The organism is Paenibacillus phytorum, from assembly GCF_013141715.1.
Lineage (GTDB): Bacteria > Bacillota > Bacilli > Paenibacillales > NBRC-103111 > Paenibacillus_E > Paenibacillus_E phytorum.
In genome coordinates this window covers 40,280-54,039 of the sequence record NZ_WHOA01000218.1, presented here as the reverse complement: position 1 = coordinate 54,039, position 13,760 = coordinate 40,280, and the positions used below count along the sequence as shown (strand labels likewise).

At 39.6% G+C, this 13,760-nt stretch carries 18 protein-coding genes and 1 other annotated feature; of the genes, 16 read left to right on the top strand and 2 right to left on the bottom strand.

Annotated features, from left to right (window positions below; genetic code table 11):
- The first annotated feature begins 132 nt into the window (after window positions 1–132).
- From GC098_RS30540 to GC098_RS30500, 9 genes are all read left to right on the top strand, one after another.
- Complete coding sequence (locus GC098_RS30540) at window positions 133–1,038, top strand: NUDIX hydrolase (RefSeq protein WP_171647305.1); 906 nt, start codon at window positions 133–135, stop codon at window positions 1,036–1,038.
- A 35-nt stretch (window positions 1,039–1,073) separates the two neighbouring features.
- Window positions 1,074–1,358 carry a DUF4386 domain-containing protein gene (locus GC098_RS41005; protein ID WP_171647303.1) on the top strand — a complete coding sequence of 95 codons (285 nt, stop codon included), beginning with the start codon at window positions 1,074–1,076 and terminating at the stop codon, window positions 1,356–1,358.
- 44 nt (window positions 1,359–1,402) lie between these two features.
- A complete protein-coding gene (locus GC098_RS41805; RefSeq protein ID WP_376773997.1) occupies window positions 1,403–1,648 on the top strand; it encodes a DUF4386 family protein in 246 nt (81 codons plus the stop codon).
- A gap of 43 nt (window positions 1,649–1,691) precedes the next feature.
- Window positions 1,692–2,666 carry an NAD(P)-dependent alcohol dehydrogenase gene (locus GC098_RS30525; protein WP_171647299.1) on the top strand — a complete coding sequence of 325 codons (975 nt, stop codon included), beginning with the start codon at window positions 1,692–1,694 and terminating at the stop codon, window positions 2,664–2,666.
- A 296-nt stretch (window positions 2,667–2,962) separates the two neighbouring features.
- Window positions 2,963–4,441, top strand: coding sequence for an Lsa family ABC-F type ribosomal protection protein (locus GC098_RS30520; protein ID WP_171647296.1), 1,479 nt, complete (start codon window positions 2,963–2,965; stop codon window positions 4,439–4,441).
- 14 nt (window positions 4,442–4,455) lie between these two features.
- On the top strand, window positions 4,456–4,794 hold the full coding sequence (locus GC098_RS30515) for an HIT domain-containing protein (protein ID WP_171647295.1): 339 nt from the start codon (window positions 4,456–4,458) through the stop codon (window positions 4,792–4,794).
- A gap of 42 nt (window positions 4,795–4,836) precedes the next feature.
- A complete protein-coding gene (coaW, locus tag GC098_RS30510; protein ID WP_171647321.1) occupies window positions 4,837–5,652 on the top strand; it encodes a type II pantothenate kinase in 816 nt (271 codons plus the stop codon).
- 178 nt (window positions 5,653–5,830) lie between these two features.
- Window positions 5,831–6,250, top strand: coding sequence for a GTP pyrophosphokinase (locus GC098_RS30505; RefSeq protein ID WP_171647293.1), 420 nt, complete (start codon window positions 5,831–5,833; stop codon window positions 6,248–6,250).
- A gap of 369 nt (window positions 6,251–6,619) precedes the next feature.
- Window positions 6,620–8,122 (top strand): MDR family MFS transporter, encoded by a 1,503-nt coding sequence (locus GC098_RS30500; RefSeq protein ID WP_171647291.1) that lies wholly within the window; start codon window positions 6,620–6,622, stop codon window positions 8,120–8,122.
- A 79-nt stretch (window positions 8,123–8,201) separates the two neighbouring features.
- On the opposite strand, the gene GC098_RS30495 is transcribed toward GC098_RS30500, so the two are convergent.
- The gene (locus GC098_RS30495; protein WP_171647288.1) at window positions 8,202–8,366 is read right to left on the bottom strand and encodes a hypothetical protein; all 165 of its coding nucleotides are present in this window, start codon (window positions 8,364–8,366) and stop codon (window positions 8,202–8,204) included.
- A 174-nt stretch (window positions 8,367–8,540) separates the two neighbouring features.
- Window positions 8,541–8,807, top strand: a binding site (T-box leader).
- Window positions 8,808–8,957: 150 nt separating this feature from the next.
- Here GC098_RS30495 and asd point away from each other — a divergent pair.
- Window positions 8,958–10,043 (top strand): aspartate-semialdehyde dehydrogenase, encoded by a 1,086-nt coding sequence (gene asd / locus GC098_RS30490; RefSeq protein WP_171647285.1) that lies wholly within the window; start codon window positions 8,958–8,960, stop codon window positions 10,041–10,043.
- Window positions 10,044–10,157: 114 nt separating this feature from the next.
- Window positions 10,158–10,292 carry a hypothetical protein gene (locus tag GC098_RS41000; protein ID WP_281367150.1) on the top strand — a complete coding sequence of 45 codons (135 nt, stop codon included), beginning with the start codon at window positions 10,158–10,160 and terminating at the stop codon, window positions 10,290–10,292.
- A 135-nt stretch (window positions 10,293–10,427) separates the two neighbouring features.
- On the opposite strand, the gene GC098_RS30485 is transcribed toward GC098_RS41000, so the two are convergent.
- Window positions 10,428–10,760: a winged helix-turn-helix transcriptional regulator gene (locus GC098_RS30485; RefSeq protein ID WP_171647283.1), complete on the bottom strand. Its 333-nt coding sequence runs from the start codon at window positions 10,758–10,760 to the stop codon at window positions 10,428–10,430.
- Window positions 10,761–10,878: 118 nt separating this feature from the next.
- On the opposite strand from GC098_RS30485, the gene GC098_RS30480 reads away from it, so the two are divergent.
- From GC098_RS30480 to GC098_RS30460, 5 genes are all read left to right on the top strand, one after another.
- On the top strand, window positions 10,879–11,292 hold the full coding sequence (locus tag GC098_RS30480; RefSeq protein WP_171647281.1) for a DUF4267 domain-containing protein: 414 nt from the start codon (window positions 10,879–10,881) through the stop codon (window positions 11,290–11,292).
- Between the two features lie 51 nt (window positions 11,293–11,343).
- Window positions 11,344–11,790, top strand: coding sequence for a DUF2269 family protein (locus GC098_RS30475; protein ID WP_171647279.1), 447 nt, complete (start codon window positions 11,344–11,346; stop codon window positions 11,788–11,790).
- 120 nt (window positions 11,791–11,910) lie between these two features.
- Window positions 11,911–12,363 (top strand): cupin domain-containing protein, encoded by a 453-nt coding sequence (locus GC098_RS30470; RefSeq protein WP_171647320.1) that lies wholly within the window; start codon window positions 11,911–11,913, stop codon window positions 12,361–12,363.
- Window positions 12,364–12,579: 216 nt separating this feature from the next.
- Window positions 12,580–13,011: a hypothetical protein gene (locus GC098_RS30465; RefSeq protein WP_171647277.1), complete on the top strand. Its 432-nt coding sequence runs from the start codon at window positions 12,580–12,582 to the stop codon at window positions 13,009–13,011.
- Window positions 13,008–13,670, top strand: coding sequence for an HAD family hydrolase (locus GC098_RS30460; protein WP_171647275.1), 663 nt, complete (start codon window positions 13,008–13,010; stop codon window positions 13,668–13,670). The genes GC098_RS30465 and GC098_RS30460 overlap by 4 nt, the downstream gene beginning before the upstream one ends.
- Window positions 13,671–13,760 lie beyond the last annotated feature (90 nt).

Here is a 13,760-nt window from a genome sequence, read left to right as displayed (position 1 = left end):
CTACTTGAGGATAACTCTTTTTTTAATAGGTATTGACAATGATTGGAATTAAAGTTTAAATGATATTAACGTATTGATAATAACAATTTGTTTGTAACATAATATTGAAATCAAAGAATGGGTGATCTACACATGAATAAAGAGGAAATTAGAGATAAGCAGGGACTTACTGAAGTGGAGTTTTTACAGAAGTATGATGCCAGTATTTATCAAAGACCGTCTGTTACCGTAGATATGTTAATTTTCACTGTAGTTGATGAGGAAAAAGAAAACTATAGAAAGCTGCCGGAAAAGTCACTGAAACTCCTCATGGTTAAAAGGGGGGTTCATCCTTATATAGGGCAATGGGCTTTACCCGGAGGCTTTGTAACAGAGAACGAGAGTATGGATGAAGCTGCTTTACGGGAGCTAAAAACTGAAACTAATATTGATGATGTTTATATGGAACAGCTTTATACATGGGGTGATGTAAATAGGGACCCTCGTACACGAGTTATCAGCTGTTCGTATATGGCACTTGTTGATTGCAGATCACTCGAAGTGAAGGCTGGGGATGATGCCGATGATGCCAGATGGTTCAACGTTAGGTACAGTGTGCTTGAAGAGAAGAAAACCATGCTGGAGAAGGACTTGATATTTGAAAAAGTCGTAAAAATTACTCTTTCAAACGATGAGGACATCCTGGAGGCTATTATTAAAGTTATCGAAAAATATTCTGGAAAAACAGCAAGGGTAGAAAGAGAGGTTATCGTTTCGAATGGAATTGCATTTGATCATGCGGAAATGATCCAATATGCAGTTGAGAGACTTAGGAATAAAATTGAGTACACAGATATTGCTTTCAATCTGATGCCGGAACTTTTTACCTTATCAGAGCTCCAGCAGGTCTATGAGGTTACTTTGGGAAAAGAGCTGCTTTCTGCAGCATTCAGAAGAAAGATAGCTGACATGGTCATGGAAACCAATCAATTTACTAAGGATGCAGGGCATAGGCCTGCAAAGCTGTTCAGATTCAATCCGAATTGGCGATATTTGTAAAGCGGGTAGCATTAAACGATAGTTGGAGGTAAAAAGTGAATTCAAACAAAAAAACGGCAAGAATTGTAGGAATTTTATTTCTAGCTGCAACGGCTGCCTATATACTAGGCAATGGACTTATAGAATCTATTCTAAATGATCCGGATTTTCTTAATAATGTTTATCTAAATAAAACCCAAGTGATAATAGGAATGCTTCTTGAGTTAATTAATTCCGCTGCAGTTGTTGGTATTGCAATCATGCTGTTTCCAATCTTAAAAAAGTATAATGAAACTATCGCTCTTGGTTACGTTGCTTTTAGGGTTATTGAGGCACGATAGGCACATTAGCAATAAAAGGGAAGTATTTGGCCTTTCAGGTGGCAATGATCGTTCTTAGTCTAGTTAGCCTGTTGTTTTGTTATTTATTGTATCAATCAAAACTCATTCCGCGGTTAATCTCAGTCTTTGGGCTTATTGGCTACGCATCGTTGTTAACAAGCGCCTTGCTAGAGATTTTCGGCTATAGTCCAGGAATGTTTTTATTTCTTCCAGGAGCCTTATTTGAAATCATACTACCGATATGGCTGATAGTTAAAGGATTTAACTCATTTGCAATCAACCCCAATTAATAAACAAAACCAAAACACAAATAGGTGTTAAGGAGCAATCTTCATGAAGGCGATTGTATACACAACATACGGAACTACTGATGTTCTTAAACTCAAAGAAGTAGAAAAACCTATTCCCAAGGACAATGAAGTACTGATAAAAGTATATGCTGCATCCGTAAATTCATGGGATTGGGATCTACTGAGAGGTACACCATTCTTAGTCCGCCTTGATGGGGGGATTCTAAAACCAAAATACAACATACTCGGAGCTGACATAGCGGGGCGGGTTGAAGCGGTTGGCAAAGACGTAAAGCAGTTTCTGCCGGGTGATGAAGTATTTGGGGACATTTCCGGGTGTAGTTGGGGCGGGTTTGCGGAGTATGTATGTGCTCGTGAAAATGCATTAACACTGAAATCAGCCAGTATGACATTCGAGGAAGCAGCGGCCATTCCACAAGCAGCAGTCCTCGCCTTGCAGGGACTTCGTGATAAAGGACAAATTCAGAAAGGTCAAAAGGTTTTAATTAATGGTGCAGGTGGAGGAGTGGGTACCTTTGCGGTACAGATTGCCAAATCATTCGGGGCTGAAGTGATTGGCGTAGACAGTACGAAGAAATTGGATATGCTGAAATCGATTGGTGCAGACCAGGTTATTGATTACACGCAAGAGGATTTCACACAAAATGGACAGCGTTATGACCTAATTCTTGATGTTGCGGGATATCGATCGATTTTTGATTACAAACGTGCATTAAGTGCCAATGGCACTTATGTCATGGTAGGAGGTTCCATGTCTCGAATCTTCCAAGTCATGTTCCTAGGACCATGGATTTCAAAGAGGGGGAGTAAGGAAATCGGTATCCTTATGCACAAGCCAAACCAAAATGATCAAAATTTCATGAAGGAGCTTTTTGAAGCTGGCAAAGTAGTACCTGTTATAGATAGACGTTACCCATTAAGTGAGACTGCAGAAGCTCTCCGGTATCTTGGAGAAGGGCACCCCAAAGGAAAAGTCGTCATCAGTATGGATAAATAATGAAATTTGTTGAAATTATAAAATGGGCATGCTAATATATTAGTAATTTAATGAATGGAGTTGAAAAGCATAATGTAATATTTCTTGCTAACTATATAAAATAATAAAACAATAAATGCGGTTTTTTTCGCGTGTTTTATTCTTTATATGCAAGAAAGTTACTATATCTTTTCACTCAATCAATATATCCTTATCTAACTCTCTCTAAAGTGGGTTGGATTAACTGTATTTATTTGAGCTACAAGAAAAGTAACTTTCTTGTAGCTTTTATATTTTTCATACAGGAGGATGATTTCATGTCATTAATAAATGTTACAAACCTGACGTTTGCCTATGATGGCAGTTACGATAACATATTTGAAAACGTCAATTTTCAAATAGATACCGATTGGAAATTAGGATTTACGGGAAGAAACGGTAGAGGTAAGACAACATTTCTGAACTTGTTGCTCGGTAAATATGAATATAGCGGAAATATTTCTGCTAATGTCAGTTTTGAATATTTCCCTTTCCAAGTCGAAAACAAAGGAAATAATACCCTTGATGTCATCAACGACATTTATCCAGACTATATTCACTGGAAATTAATGCGTGAACTTTCATTGCTAAAAGTTTCTGAAGATGTTTTATATCGGCCCTTTGATTCATTGTCTAACGGTGAGCAAACAAAAGTGTTACTGGCTACATTATTTATTAAGGAAAATAGTTTTCTGTTGATTGATGAACCAACCAATCATCTTGACATGACGGCAAGAAAACTTGTTAGTGATTATCTCAATACAAAAAGTGGATATATTTTGGTGTCTCACGACAGATCATTTCTCGATAACTGTGTAGACCACATACTTTCAATCAATAAGACCAATATAGAAATTCAAAAAGGTAATTTTTCCAGTTGGTGGGAAAATAAAAAGAGACAAGATAACTTTGAACTTGCAGAGAACGAAAAACTTAGAAAAGACATTAAACGATTGTCGGATTCTGCTAAACGGACGGGTAACTGGTCACACGAAGTGGAAAAGACAAAAAACGGAACAAGAAATTCCGGTTCTAAGGTAGATAAAGGATATATTGGCCATAAGGCAGCTAAAATGATGAAACGCTCTAAAGCAATTGAACAGAGGCAGCAATCTGCAATTGATGAAAAGTCTAAGCTCCTTAAAAATATCGAAAACGCTGACAGCTTAGAGATTTCACAACTAGCTTTTCATAAAAACCAACTTGCTGAACTTGATCATGTTTCGATTTCTTACGGTAAGAAGATGGTTTGTGCTGATATAAGTTTTACTATTGAGCAAGGTGAGCGAATTGCTCTTTCGGGTAAAAATGGCTCTGGAAAATCAAGTATCATCAAGCTTATTTGCGGTGAGGATATAAACTACACAGGCACCTTCAGGAAGGATAGTCAGTTGAAGATATCCTACGTGTCGCAGGACACTTCCCATCTTCAAGGTAATTTATCTGACTATGCTGCTACCAACGGGGTTGATGAAAGCCTTTTTAAATCGATTTTAAGAAAGCTGGATTTTTCCAGAGTTCAATTTGAAAAGGATATATTAGCCTTTAGCGGAGGGCAAAAGAAGAAGGTACTGATTGCTAAAAGTCTTAGTGAGAAAGTTCATTTGCATATTTGGGATGAACCGCTTAATTTTATTGATATTATTTCTCGCATGCAAATTGAAGAGTTACTGCTCGAGTACTCACCAACCATTCTTTTTGTGGAGCATGACAGGGAATTTTGCAATAATGTTGCAACAAAGATCATTGAACTCTAGGAGTGTGATGAGACATGTCTGAAGATTTTTATTGCGAAGAGGTTTTAAGTGATCGAACGCCTGTACAAAAGGTAATGGAGACCGAAAATGTACTTGCCTATCACCACACCCGTCCTTTTTACCCAGTGCACATCGTGGCTATTCCGAAGAAGCACATTTCTTCACTCATAACTTTAGACTATGGCGATAATGACCTGTTAATTGAATTAATGGATATTGTTAAAAAGGTAGCTTCCGGAGTGGTATCCGAATATGGTGCTTGTAGAGTAATAACGAACCTTGGGAATTATCAAGATTCGAAACATCTTCATTTCCATGTGGTTTACGGCCAGCCCATAAACGGAGCTGAATAAAAAGAATAGATTTTTGCTTTTCGTTGAGAGGAGTGCTCAGTAATTAAGAAAATTGGAATTGATGCTGGCGGTACCCTAATCAAAGTTGTTTGTGAGGAAAATAACTTCTTTACTTTTAGCAAATACCCAGTGGCCCAAATAGAATACGTTGCTTCAAACATTAATAAGTTTGATGGTGCCCAAATATTTCTTACCGGCGGCAAGGCATCATTATTTGAAACGTTAATGATTCAAAAACCATTACACATTATTGAATTTGAGGCAACATGTCGCGGAGTGCAGTATCTTCTTAATAAAGACGATCCAAAACTGCAAGAGTATGTATTAACTAATGTTGGTACAGGGACTTCAATTCATCACGTTGGAAATAGCCAACATGAACGTGTTGGAGGAACCGGGGTTGGTGGCGGACCATTGTTGGGTTTGTCTCAATTGTTGACTGGTTTAACGGATTATGAAGCAATCGTTAAATTAGCAGTTAAGGGAATACGAGATCGAATCGATTTGAAAGTGAGTCACATTTATGAGGGAGCAGAACCTCCTATCTCAGGCGATTTAACGGCCAGTAACTTTGGTAGGGTTTTACAATCATTTTCTTATCAAGAGTTTGCCAAAGAAGAACTTTTGGCGTCGATAGTCGGTCTTGTAGGAGAAACAGTAGCAACTACCAGCGTTCTTGCGGCTAAGAGTTGCAGTGTGTCATCCGTTGTTTATATCGGATCCTCGTTTATTCAAAATGACCTACTTAAAGAAACAGTTCAAAGTTATACTATTTTAAGAGGAGCTTTACCGGTATTTGTTGAAAATGGAGAATATTCCGGAGCCATTGGTGCTTTACTCTATGGCGTTACTCCTTAGTTTCACAGGGATGTATTGAACATTCAAGACAAGAAAACGGCAGTCGGTCTAATTGATCGGCTGCCATTTCGTCTTCTAATTGGAATGGATTTGAAGTAACCGCATAGTTAATAAGGAAATCGAGGTATGATACAATAGATGATGCAGCTGGAATTTTTATAATGAAGGAGATGTGAAAATGAGTACTTTAACGAAAGCAATACTAATAGCCGCGAAAGCTCATGATGGTCAAACAGATAAAGGTGGAAATCCATACATATTACATCCTGCAAGATTAGCAACTAAAGCCAGCAGCGAAGAAGAATCAATTGTAGCAATTTTACATGATGTTGTCGAAGATTCAGATATTACTCTATTTGATTTAAAGAATGCAGGTTTTAGCGTAGAAATTATAGAAGCTCTTGATTGCCTTACAAAAAGAGCAGATGAATCATATGAAGGCTTTATCAACAGGATCAAATTAAACCCCCTAGCGACGAAAGTGAAGCTTCTGGATCTAGAGGATAACAGTGATATTGGCCGTATTCCTAACCCAACTGATAAAGACTATGCAAGGATTGATAAGTACAAGAAGGCAATTGCAGAACTGAAATTTTAATACAACATGAGAGGGTTGCAGATGTAATGAGTGATACAGTTAATCTTACTATTGGAGGCTCCTATGTTTTTGCTCCAGACAATCCTAGAAAGACGAAGAATCGTGGTAGGAAATGCACAATTCTTTCATTCGAGTTGACTGATGATTATGAACTAGAAGTTAGGGTTGTATATCATGATACGAATAGAGAAGCACTATTAAAAGTAAGTGATTTAAAGACAATAACTGAATGAAACAAATAATCTTCCAGCCTATTGACAAATAAATAATATTTCGTTAGCATCATTGTGAATCGGACAATTGTCCGTAAAATTTGTAATTAGACAAGAGAGAGTCAGCAGAGGATGCTGAACCGGATGGAGGGAATACATGTCTTCAGGTAAAAACATTGCAGCAACAGAAGCCCCGTTTTCAATGCGAAGCATATTAGGGCCGTTGGTGGCAATTGTGGTTGGGATTTTTATGGTAATTTTGGACGGAACGGCGGTAAACGTTGCTCTTCCCAAGCTGCAGGAAGAATTTAAACTATTGAACTTGTCCTTAGTACAATGGACCGTAATTGGATATGCGCTGGCACAAGCAGCCGTCATTCCTTTAGCGGGGTGGTTATCCGACAGATTTGGCGCCAAGAAAATATTTTTGATCTCGGTAGGTCTATTCACTATTGGGTCTGGTCTATGTGCGCTGGCTAATTCGGTTGAAATGCTGATTACTTTCCGTATCATCCAAGGTCTGGGTGGCGGTGTTGTTGTTCCTATTGCTATGGCGTTCATCTATCGTCTGTCGCCGCCAGGAAAAGTAGGCGCAGTCATGGGCATGATGGGTATTCCGATCTTGCTGGGTCCGGCGCTTGGACCAGTCGTTGCAGGCTGGTTAGTTGAATATCACAGCTGGCAGTGGATATTCCTGATTAACCTACCGATCGGTGTAATCGGTATTGTTCTTGGAATCCGTACATTACCGAATATAGGGCGGCAGTCGGTTGCATCCTTGGATTTACTTGGCATGCTTTTAGGGCCAATTGCCTTTGCGGCGCTAGTGTACGGTGTATCTAATGGTGGTATTGACCCGATCACTGGGAAATCCACGTGGATGGATGCTGATACGCTAATTGGTTCAGGAATCGGTATTGTGGCGCTTATTTTATTCGTTATTGTGGAATTAAGACGTGAAAATCCGCTGCTCGAGCTGCGCGTTTTCCGCTCAGGTAATTTTACAAAAGGGATCGTCGTGCAATGGATTTCTCAGATAGCAATGTTCGGAACCATGTTCCTTGTCCCCTTATATTTACAACAGGCCCATGGCTATAGCCCTCTGAAAACTGGTCTTATCATGCTTCCGCAAGCTCTGGCATCCGGTTTATTTATGCCAATTGGCGGTAAACTGTCAGATCGTTTCGGAGCGCGTCCGCTTGTCTTGGCGGGTATGGCACTTACAACGATTTCAGCATTTTTACTGTCTAATATTTCTGGCGATTCAGGTGTAGGGACAGTGATCCTGCCGCTTGCACTGCTAGGCGCGGGAATGGGACTGTTTATGATGCCTCTCAATAATCATTTGATCCAATCCGCACCACAGAATTTGGTTGGCCGTGTAACGTCGCTCACGAACGCTGCACAGCAAGTTATGATGTCCTTCGCTATCGCCATTTTGATGACGATCTTTACAACGAAGATGAAAAATATAATGGTTGAATCAGGTAAGCAGAAGCCGGATTTAGACTTGTATGCTTCTTCCTTTGGGTACACTTTCTTAGTTCTGCTGGGTATTGCGGTTGTCGGCGGTTTGCTTGGTCTTATGCTACAAAAGCCCAAGAGGGTGGAAGGCGAGTCCACGGACAGTGCAGAAATTCCAGTTATGGTTGGTCATTAATTAAGTTGAATTAACATTAATTTTATAGAAAAACGAAAAGCCCGGTCCAAATGGAACCGGGCTTTTTCGCATATGATGATCATTGATTTTCTGATCTGCTGCTGGAAGATTGATTTTCTTTAAATGCCTCTGCTGCTTCCTCTGCGGAAAATTCCGTATCATCTTTACCTGGGACAGGCATTTTGTTTAACTCCGTAGACTGTACTTCTGCCTTTGTTGCCTGATTATTATCTTGATTGGGCATGTGACACCTCCTTTATTAAAATAACAACAAGGAATAGTTTGCCACCTTATGAAATTTTTATACCGAAATCGACACTGAAAAAGGCTATGAATTTTCCACTAAGTGTAGATGAATTCGAATTTTCAAAATTTATGTTTACCTTACAATGGTTTTTTGATAATATAATCGCAATAATCAAATGCGGTGAAGAGAAGAGTAAATAAATGAATTCTTTCACAGAGAGCTCCGGTTTGCTGAAAAGGAGTAAAGAATGTTTTATTGAAAAAAGCCTCAGAGCAGCACATCGGATCCTTTCGAAAAGGGTGATGGCGTGTCAGGAGCTCCTGTTACAGAGCTAAAGTATACGCATTACATGGTAATGCCGTACTTGAAGAGGCTGATATGGCGACATATTAGCGAATCTGGGGTGGTACCACGAGTAAATACAATCTCGTCCCTAAGACTGACTATAGTCTTGGGGGTGGGATTTTTTTTATTGGTGCTTAAGAAGATCAGCTCACGTGCAACATGCGGTACACCGAATCAGACTGTTTGAATATATATTTAGGGGTTCCCCTTAATCATGCTATTTTGAAAGGATTTGAATATCTTATGTCAGAAAAATTGAAGGTTGGTATTGTCGGAGGAACAGGAATGGTTGGTCAGCGGTTTGTTCAGTTGCTGGATCAGCATCCTTGGTTTAAAGTAACGGCCATCGCCGCTAGTAGCAGTTCAGCAGGTAAAACATATGAAGAATCTGTGCAAGGAAGATGGAAGTTGTCTGGCCCAATACCTGAAGAAGTGAAAAATATCGTCATTCTGGATGCATCGAACGTGGAGGAAGTTGCCGGTCAGGTCGATTTTATTTTTTGTGCGGTGGATATGAAAAAGAATGAAATTCAAGCGTTGGAAGAGGCATACGCCAAAACGGGCACACCCGTTATTTCCAATAACTCGGCTCACCGCTGGACGCCTGACATCCCGATGGTCATTCCAGAAGTTAATCCAGGGCATATTGAAGTGATTGCTGCACAGAGAAAGCGGCTTAGAACCTCAACCGGCTTTATTGCCGTTAAGCCTAACTGTTCAATCCAGAGCTATGTGCCAGCCCTTCATGCACTGCTAGATTACAAACCGACAAAAGTGGTTGCGTCGACGTATCAGGCGATTTCCGGAGCCGGTAAAAACTTTACCGATTGGCCCGATATGTTGGATAATGTCATCCCGTATATTGGCGGCGAGGAAGAAAAAAGCGAGCAGGAGCCACTTCGCATATGGGGCAGCATTGTAAATGATGAAATTATTAAAGCAAGTGCGCCTTTAATTACAACGCAGTGTATTCGCGTTCCAGTAACGGATGGGCATTTGGCTACCGTATTTGTATCGTTTGAGAAAAAACCTTCGAAGGAAGAAATTCTAGATCGCTGGCTGCATTTCAAAGGACGTCCGCAGGAGCTTGGTCTGCCAAGCGCACCGAAACAGTTCATTACTTATTTTGAAGAAGAGAACAGGCCACAGACTAAGCTTGATCGTGAAATTGAGCGAGGTATGGGTGTTTCGGCGGGGAGATTGCGCGAGGATTCAATATACGATTTTAAATTTGTAGGACTATCACACAATACATTACGCGGAGCAGCGGGCGGTGCAGTTCTGATCGCCGAACTGCTAAAAGCGGAAGGGTACATTCAGGCAAAGTAGTAGCATTCAAATTGATTCTATTAGATAGATTTAAACATCCAAACCTTGAATTTTTACTCATCTTCTAAGGCATACTAAGCATTGTTCGCTCAAAAAAATGTGGAGGTGTTCGTAATGCGTCAGGTAAATAAAACAAAGATCGTTGCATCAACTGCAGCCGCGGCAGCAGTCATGGGATCTGTTATTTTTGGCGTTTACAGAGCAAGAAACAGCAACATTCTTGAGCGGATAAAAAACAGATTGACCTAAGGAAGGGGGCGGGAAACCGCCTCCTTTACCACTCACTGATTTAAAACGAAGTGTCATCGGAGAGATCCGGTGGCGCTTTTTTTGTTTAATTGCTCTGACTTTCCATCAAAGTTTACGAAAAAAAGAAGAACCAGCTTAAGACGCTGGTTCTTCTTTTTTTCGCTCATTATGATTTTCTCCCCAAGCACACATCACTTCTGCTACAGGTATCAATGTTCTGCCATATTCACTAAGTGAATATTCTACTTTTGGAGGGACGGTGGGGTATACCGTTCTTTCGATCACGCCTTCTTGTTCCAAGTCTCGAAGATGTTGCGTGAGCATTTTTTGGGAGACGTTAGGTATTAGCTTTTCCAGATCGTTGTACCGCTTGGTTGATTCGATCAAATGCCATAAAATCATCGGCTTCCATTTTCCACCTAAAACATGAATGACAGTCTCGATTGGACATTCGCGCTGATGAATCATTGATAAATCACCCCCTTACTTTTAAGTAAGTGCCGTACTTTAAAGTGCGTTCTTAACAAAATATTATTACCGATATACAATAAAGTCAATCAAATAAATGGAAAAAGGAGCCAGACAAATGAGTAAATCTTATTGGGGACCAAAGTCAGTAACATTTTGGTTAGTGGGTGTTGTTACGCTGTTGATGTTGTATTTAGGAGTAAGTGGTTTTATCCAGCCAGAAGCTGCGATTCGAGGTTTTGGTATACCACTGCATGACACCGCTGATAGATATCTTGTGCATATTAAAGCAGATCGTGATCTGTTTATTGGAATCTTCCTACTAGTCTTGATGGTACTTCGTATGAGAAAAGCATTACTAGTTCTTATGTTAACTTCTATTTTAATGCCAATCGTAGATGCAATATTGGTATTAACGAATGCTGTAGATAAAACACCTTCTTGGATTCATATTATTACTGCGGTATACCTACTTGTTGTAGGTTGGATGTTGTATCGAGAAGAACAGCGAGCCAAAACAGCGAATAAATAGAACAGTATCATCATGGAAAAAAAAGGGCATTCACAAATTAGGGGGCATAACATGTATATTTACCTTTTGTTCATCCATATCATCGCGGCCGTGACGGCCATTGGCGCAATCATCTGCTATCCCTTGATCATGAGCAGCGCCCGGACAGTGGGTCAAGCCAAGTTCGCGCTTGTGCTGCTGCAGAAGACGGCGAACTTGCCGAAAATAGGTGGTATACTGCTATTCCTTACGGGTCTTGCGCTTGGCTTCCTGGAAACCGACTTGTTCCATGAACTGTGGTATTTGATCTCGATTGCTATCTTCTTAATCATTCTGGTCATTTTGGCTGGCCTGCATCCCGCTTGCATCAAACAGCAGCTTACGCTGCTGCTACAAACGCAGGGTGATGATCTGCCTGACGCGTATCGACTGATCCGCAGACGCTCTGCTTGGCTGGAAGGGATCGCGAATCTTGCCGCTTTCATCTCGATTCTGTTGATGGTGTTCAAACCTTTCTAGTAGTAATTGCAAGTTTCGGTTTCGCATTTTTGCTGGTGCTACCCACCCGTTATAAGTGTATAATATAATAGAAATTTTATAGAGAAAGAAATAGTGAGAGAGTGAGTGAGAAACTATATGATTACAAAATCCTTATCACCCTTAGTTGCAGCACTAGATTTAAAGCCTCATCGTGAAGGCGGATGGTACAAGGAGCTATGGAAAGCTTCCTTCGAAATTCCAAAAGAGGTGCTTAGTGAAGCGTACACAGGTTCCCGATATGCGGCAACTTCCATTTATTTCGTGCTTCACCCAGAAGAGTTTTCAGAGTGGCATAAGGTATTATCGGATGAACTTTGGCTCTGGCATTCAGGTAGTCCACTGTTGCTAACACTTGGAGGTACAAAGGACAAGCCTGAGGAAATACAAGAAATTATTCTCGGACCAGATGTCATCAATGGACAGTGTCCACAAGCCTTAGTTCCGGCCAACGTTTGGCAGACGGCAAAGCCGTTAGGAAACGAGCCTGTTTTTGTCTCCTGTGTTGTAGCGCCGGGGTTTCATTATGATGATTTTATGTTAATTAAGAAATAAGCTAAATAGCTGATTAGACATCAAGAGAAGGCCGCCGACAATAGTTCGGCAGCCTTTTTCTGTTAACAGGGAGTTTAACGCAATAGAGAATGGAACTAAGACCAGATATTAATTGTAAAAATACGGTATAATTGGTTCGAGGAAGCTGGAAACCGATTGTATTTATCTTATGAACACTTGTAGATGTTATGACGAATTTATAGAAAGGAGAAATTTATGAGAAAAAGATTAATGAACGTGATGGTTATATGTCTCACTTTTTTATTTGTATTCAGTTTGATTGGTTGCAATAATACTGTAAAGAAAGTTTCAACGGATTTAACCTTTGAGCAAACAATCGATGGAAAACTTAACAATATTACTAATCCAAAAGATTATACGGTATCACTTTCCTCTAATCCGTATGACTATATTAAGGGTGTAGATAGTAATAAGGATTACAAATACATTGTTTTGCAAGGAGAAAAGGCTTTAAATTATATGCTCAACAAATTTGCTAATAGTGATAATAATGGATTAGAAGAATATATTATGGCAATCGCCTGTTCTGAAATACTACAAGAGAATCCTGCTTCTAAAAAGTGGACTTCTGGTAGGGATTGGTATGATAACCATATTAGAAATATACCTAAGGGAGTGAACATGTGACTATTAAAGCAGTATTATTCGACTTTGATGGGACTCTGGCCGATACGTTGCCGCTGTCTTTTTATGCTTTTAAATTTATCTTTAAAAAGTACGATAATAGGGATGTATCTACAGAAGAACTAATCTCTATGTTTGGGCCAACAGAAGACGATATAATCTCTAATAACCTTTTAAAAAAGGAATATGTTGCAGAAGCAATCTCTGAATATTATCAAATTTATCAAAAGGACCATGCCTCTCAAGTACATATGACTGACGAAATGCTAAAGCTGTTAATGTATATAAAATCGAATAACATAAAAATGGGAGTAATCACAGGGAAAAGTAGAGAAGCATTTCAAATATCCTCAGACTCGCTGAACTTATCACATTACTTTGACATTGTGATTACTGGAGATGATGTACAGAAACCCAAACCTAATCCAGAAGGTATTTTTACAGTATTGGAGTTTCTTGGAGTTCCAAAAGATGAAGCTGTTATTATTGGAGACAGCAATGCTGATATAAAGGCGGGCAAAGCTGCAGGAGTGCGGACTTTTGGAGTACAGTGGCTATCTACCTATCAAAGCACCCATTTTGAAATTGAGCCAGATTTTGTTTTTACTAAAATTGATCAGTTTCTAAAGATACTTGAGAGCGAACTAAATTTTAAAAAATAGATGATTACTTTGGCGAGACTTAAGTAATTGTAACAAAATTGAAATCATATATTCATTAATGAATCAAGCCTATAATAAAACTCGACCCCT

Bases quoted from the DNA above. Each gene is read 5' to 3' on its own strand.
- GC098_RS30540 (WP_171647305.1), top strand. From the start codon at position 133: ATGAATAAAGAGGAAATTAGAGATAAGCAGGGACTTACTGAAGTGGAG.
- GC098_RS41805 (WP_376773997.1), top strand. From the start codon at position 1,403: ATGATCGTTCTTAGTCTAGTTAGCCTGTTGTTTTGTTATTTATTGTAT.
- GC098_RS30525 (WP_171647299.1), top strand. From the start codon at position 1,692: ATGAAGGCGATTGTATACACAACATACGGAACTACTGATGTTCTTAAA.
- GC098_RS30520 (WP_171647296.1), top strand. From the start codon at position 2,963: ATGTCATTAATAAATGTTACAAACCTGACGTTTGCCTATGATGGCAGT.
- GC098_RS30515 (WP_171647295.1), top strand. From the start codon at position 4,456: ATGTCTGAAGATTTTTATTGCGAAGAGGTTTTAAGTGATCGAACGCCT.
- GC098_RS30505 (WP_171647293.1), top strand. From the start codon at position 5,831: ATGAGTACTTTAACGAAAGCAATACTAATAGCCGCGAAAGCTCATGAT.
- GC098_RS30500 (WP_171647291.1), top strand. From the start codon at position 6,620: ATGTCTTCAGGTAAAAACATTGCAGCAACAGAAGCCCCGTTTTCAATG.
- GC098_RS30495 (WP_171647288.1), bottom strand. From the start codon at position 8,366: ATGCCCAATCAAGATAATAATCAGGCAACAAAGGCAGAAGTACAGTCT.
- asd (WP_171647285.1), top strand. From the start codon at position 8,958: ATGTCAGAAAAATTGAAGGTTGGTATTGTCGGAGGAACAGGAATGGTT.
- GC098_RS41000 (WP_281367150.1), top strand. From the start codon at position 10,158: ATGCGTCAGGTAAATAAAACAAAGATCGTTGCATCAACTGCAGCCGCG.
- GC098_RS30485 (WP_171647283.1), bottom strand. From the start codon at position 10,760: ATGATTCATCAGCGCGAATGTCCAATCGAGACTGTCATTCATGTTTTA.
- GC098_RS30480 (WP_171647281.1), top strand. From the start codon at position 10,879: ATGAGTAAATCTTATTGGGGACCAAAGTCAGTAACATTTTGGTTAGTG.
- GC098_RS30475 (WP_171647279.1), top strand. From the start codon at position 11,344: ATGTATATTTACCTTTTGTTCATCCATATCATCGCGGCCGTGACGGCC.
- GC098_RS30465 (WP_171647277.1), top strand. From the start codon at position 12,580: ATGAGAAAAAGATTAATGAACGTGATGGTTATATGTCTCACTTTTTTA.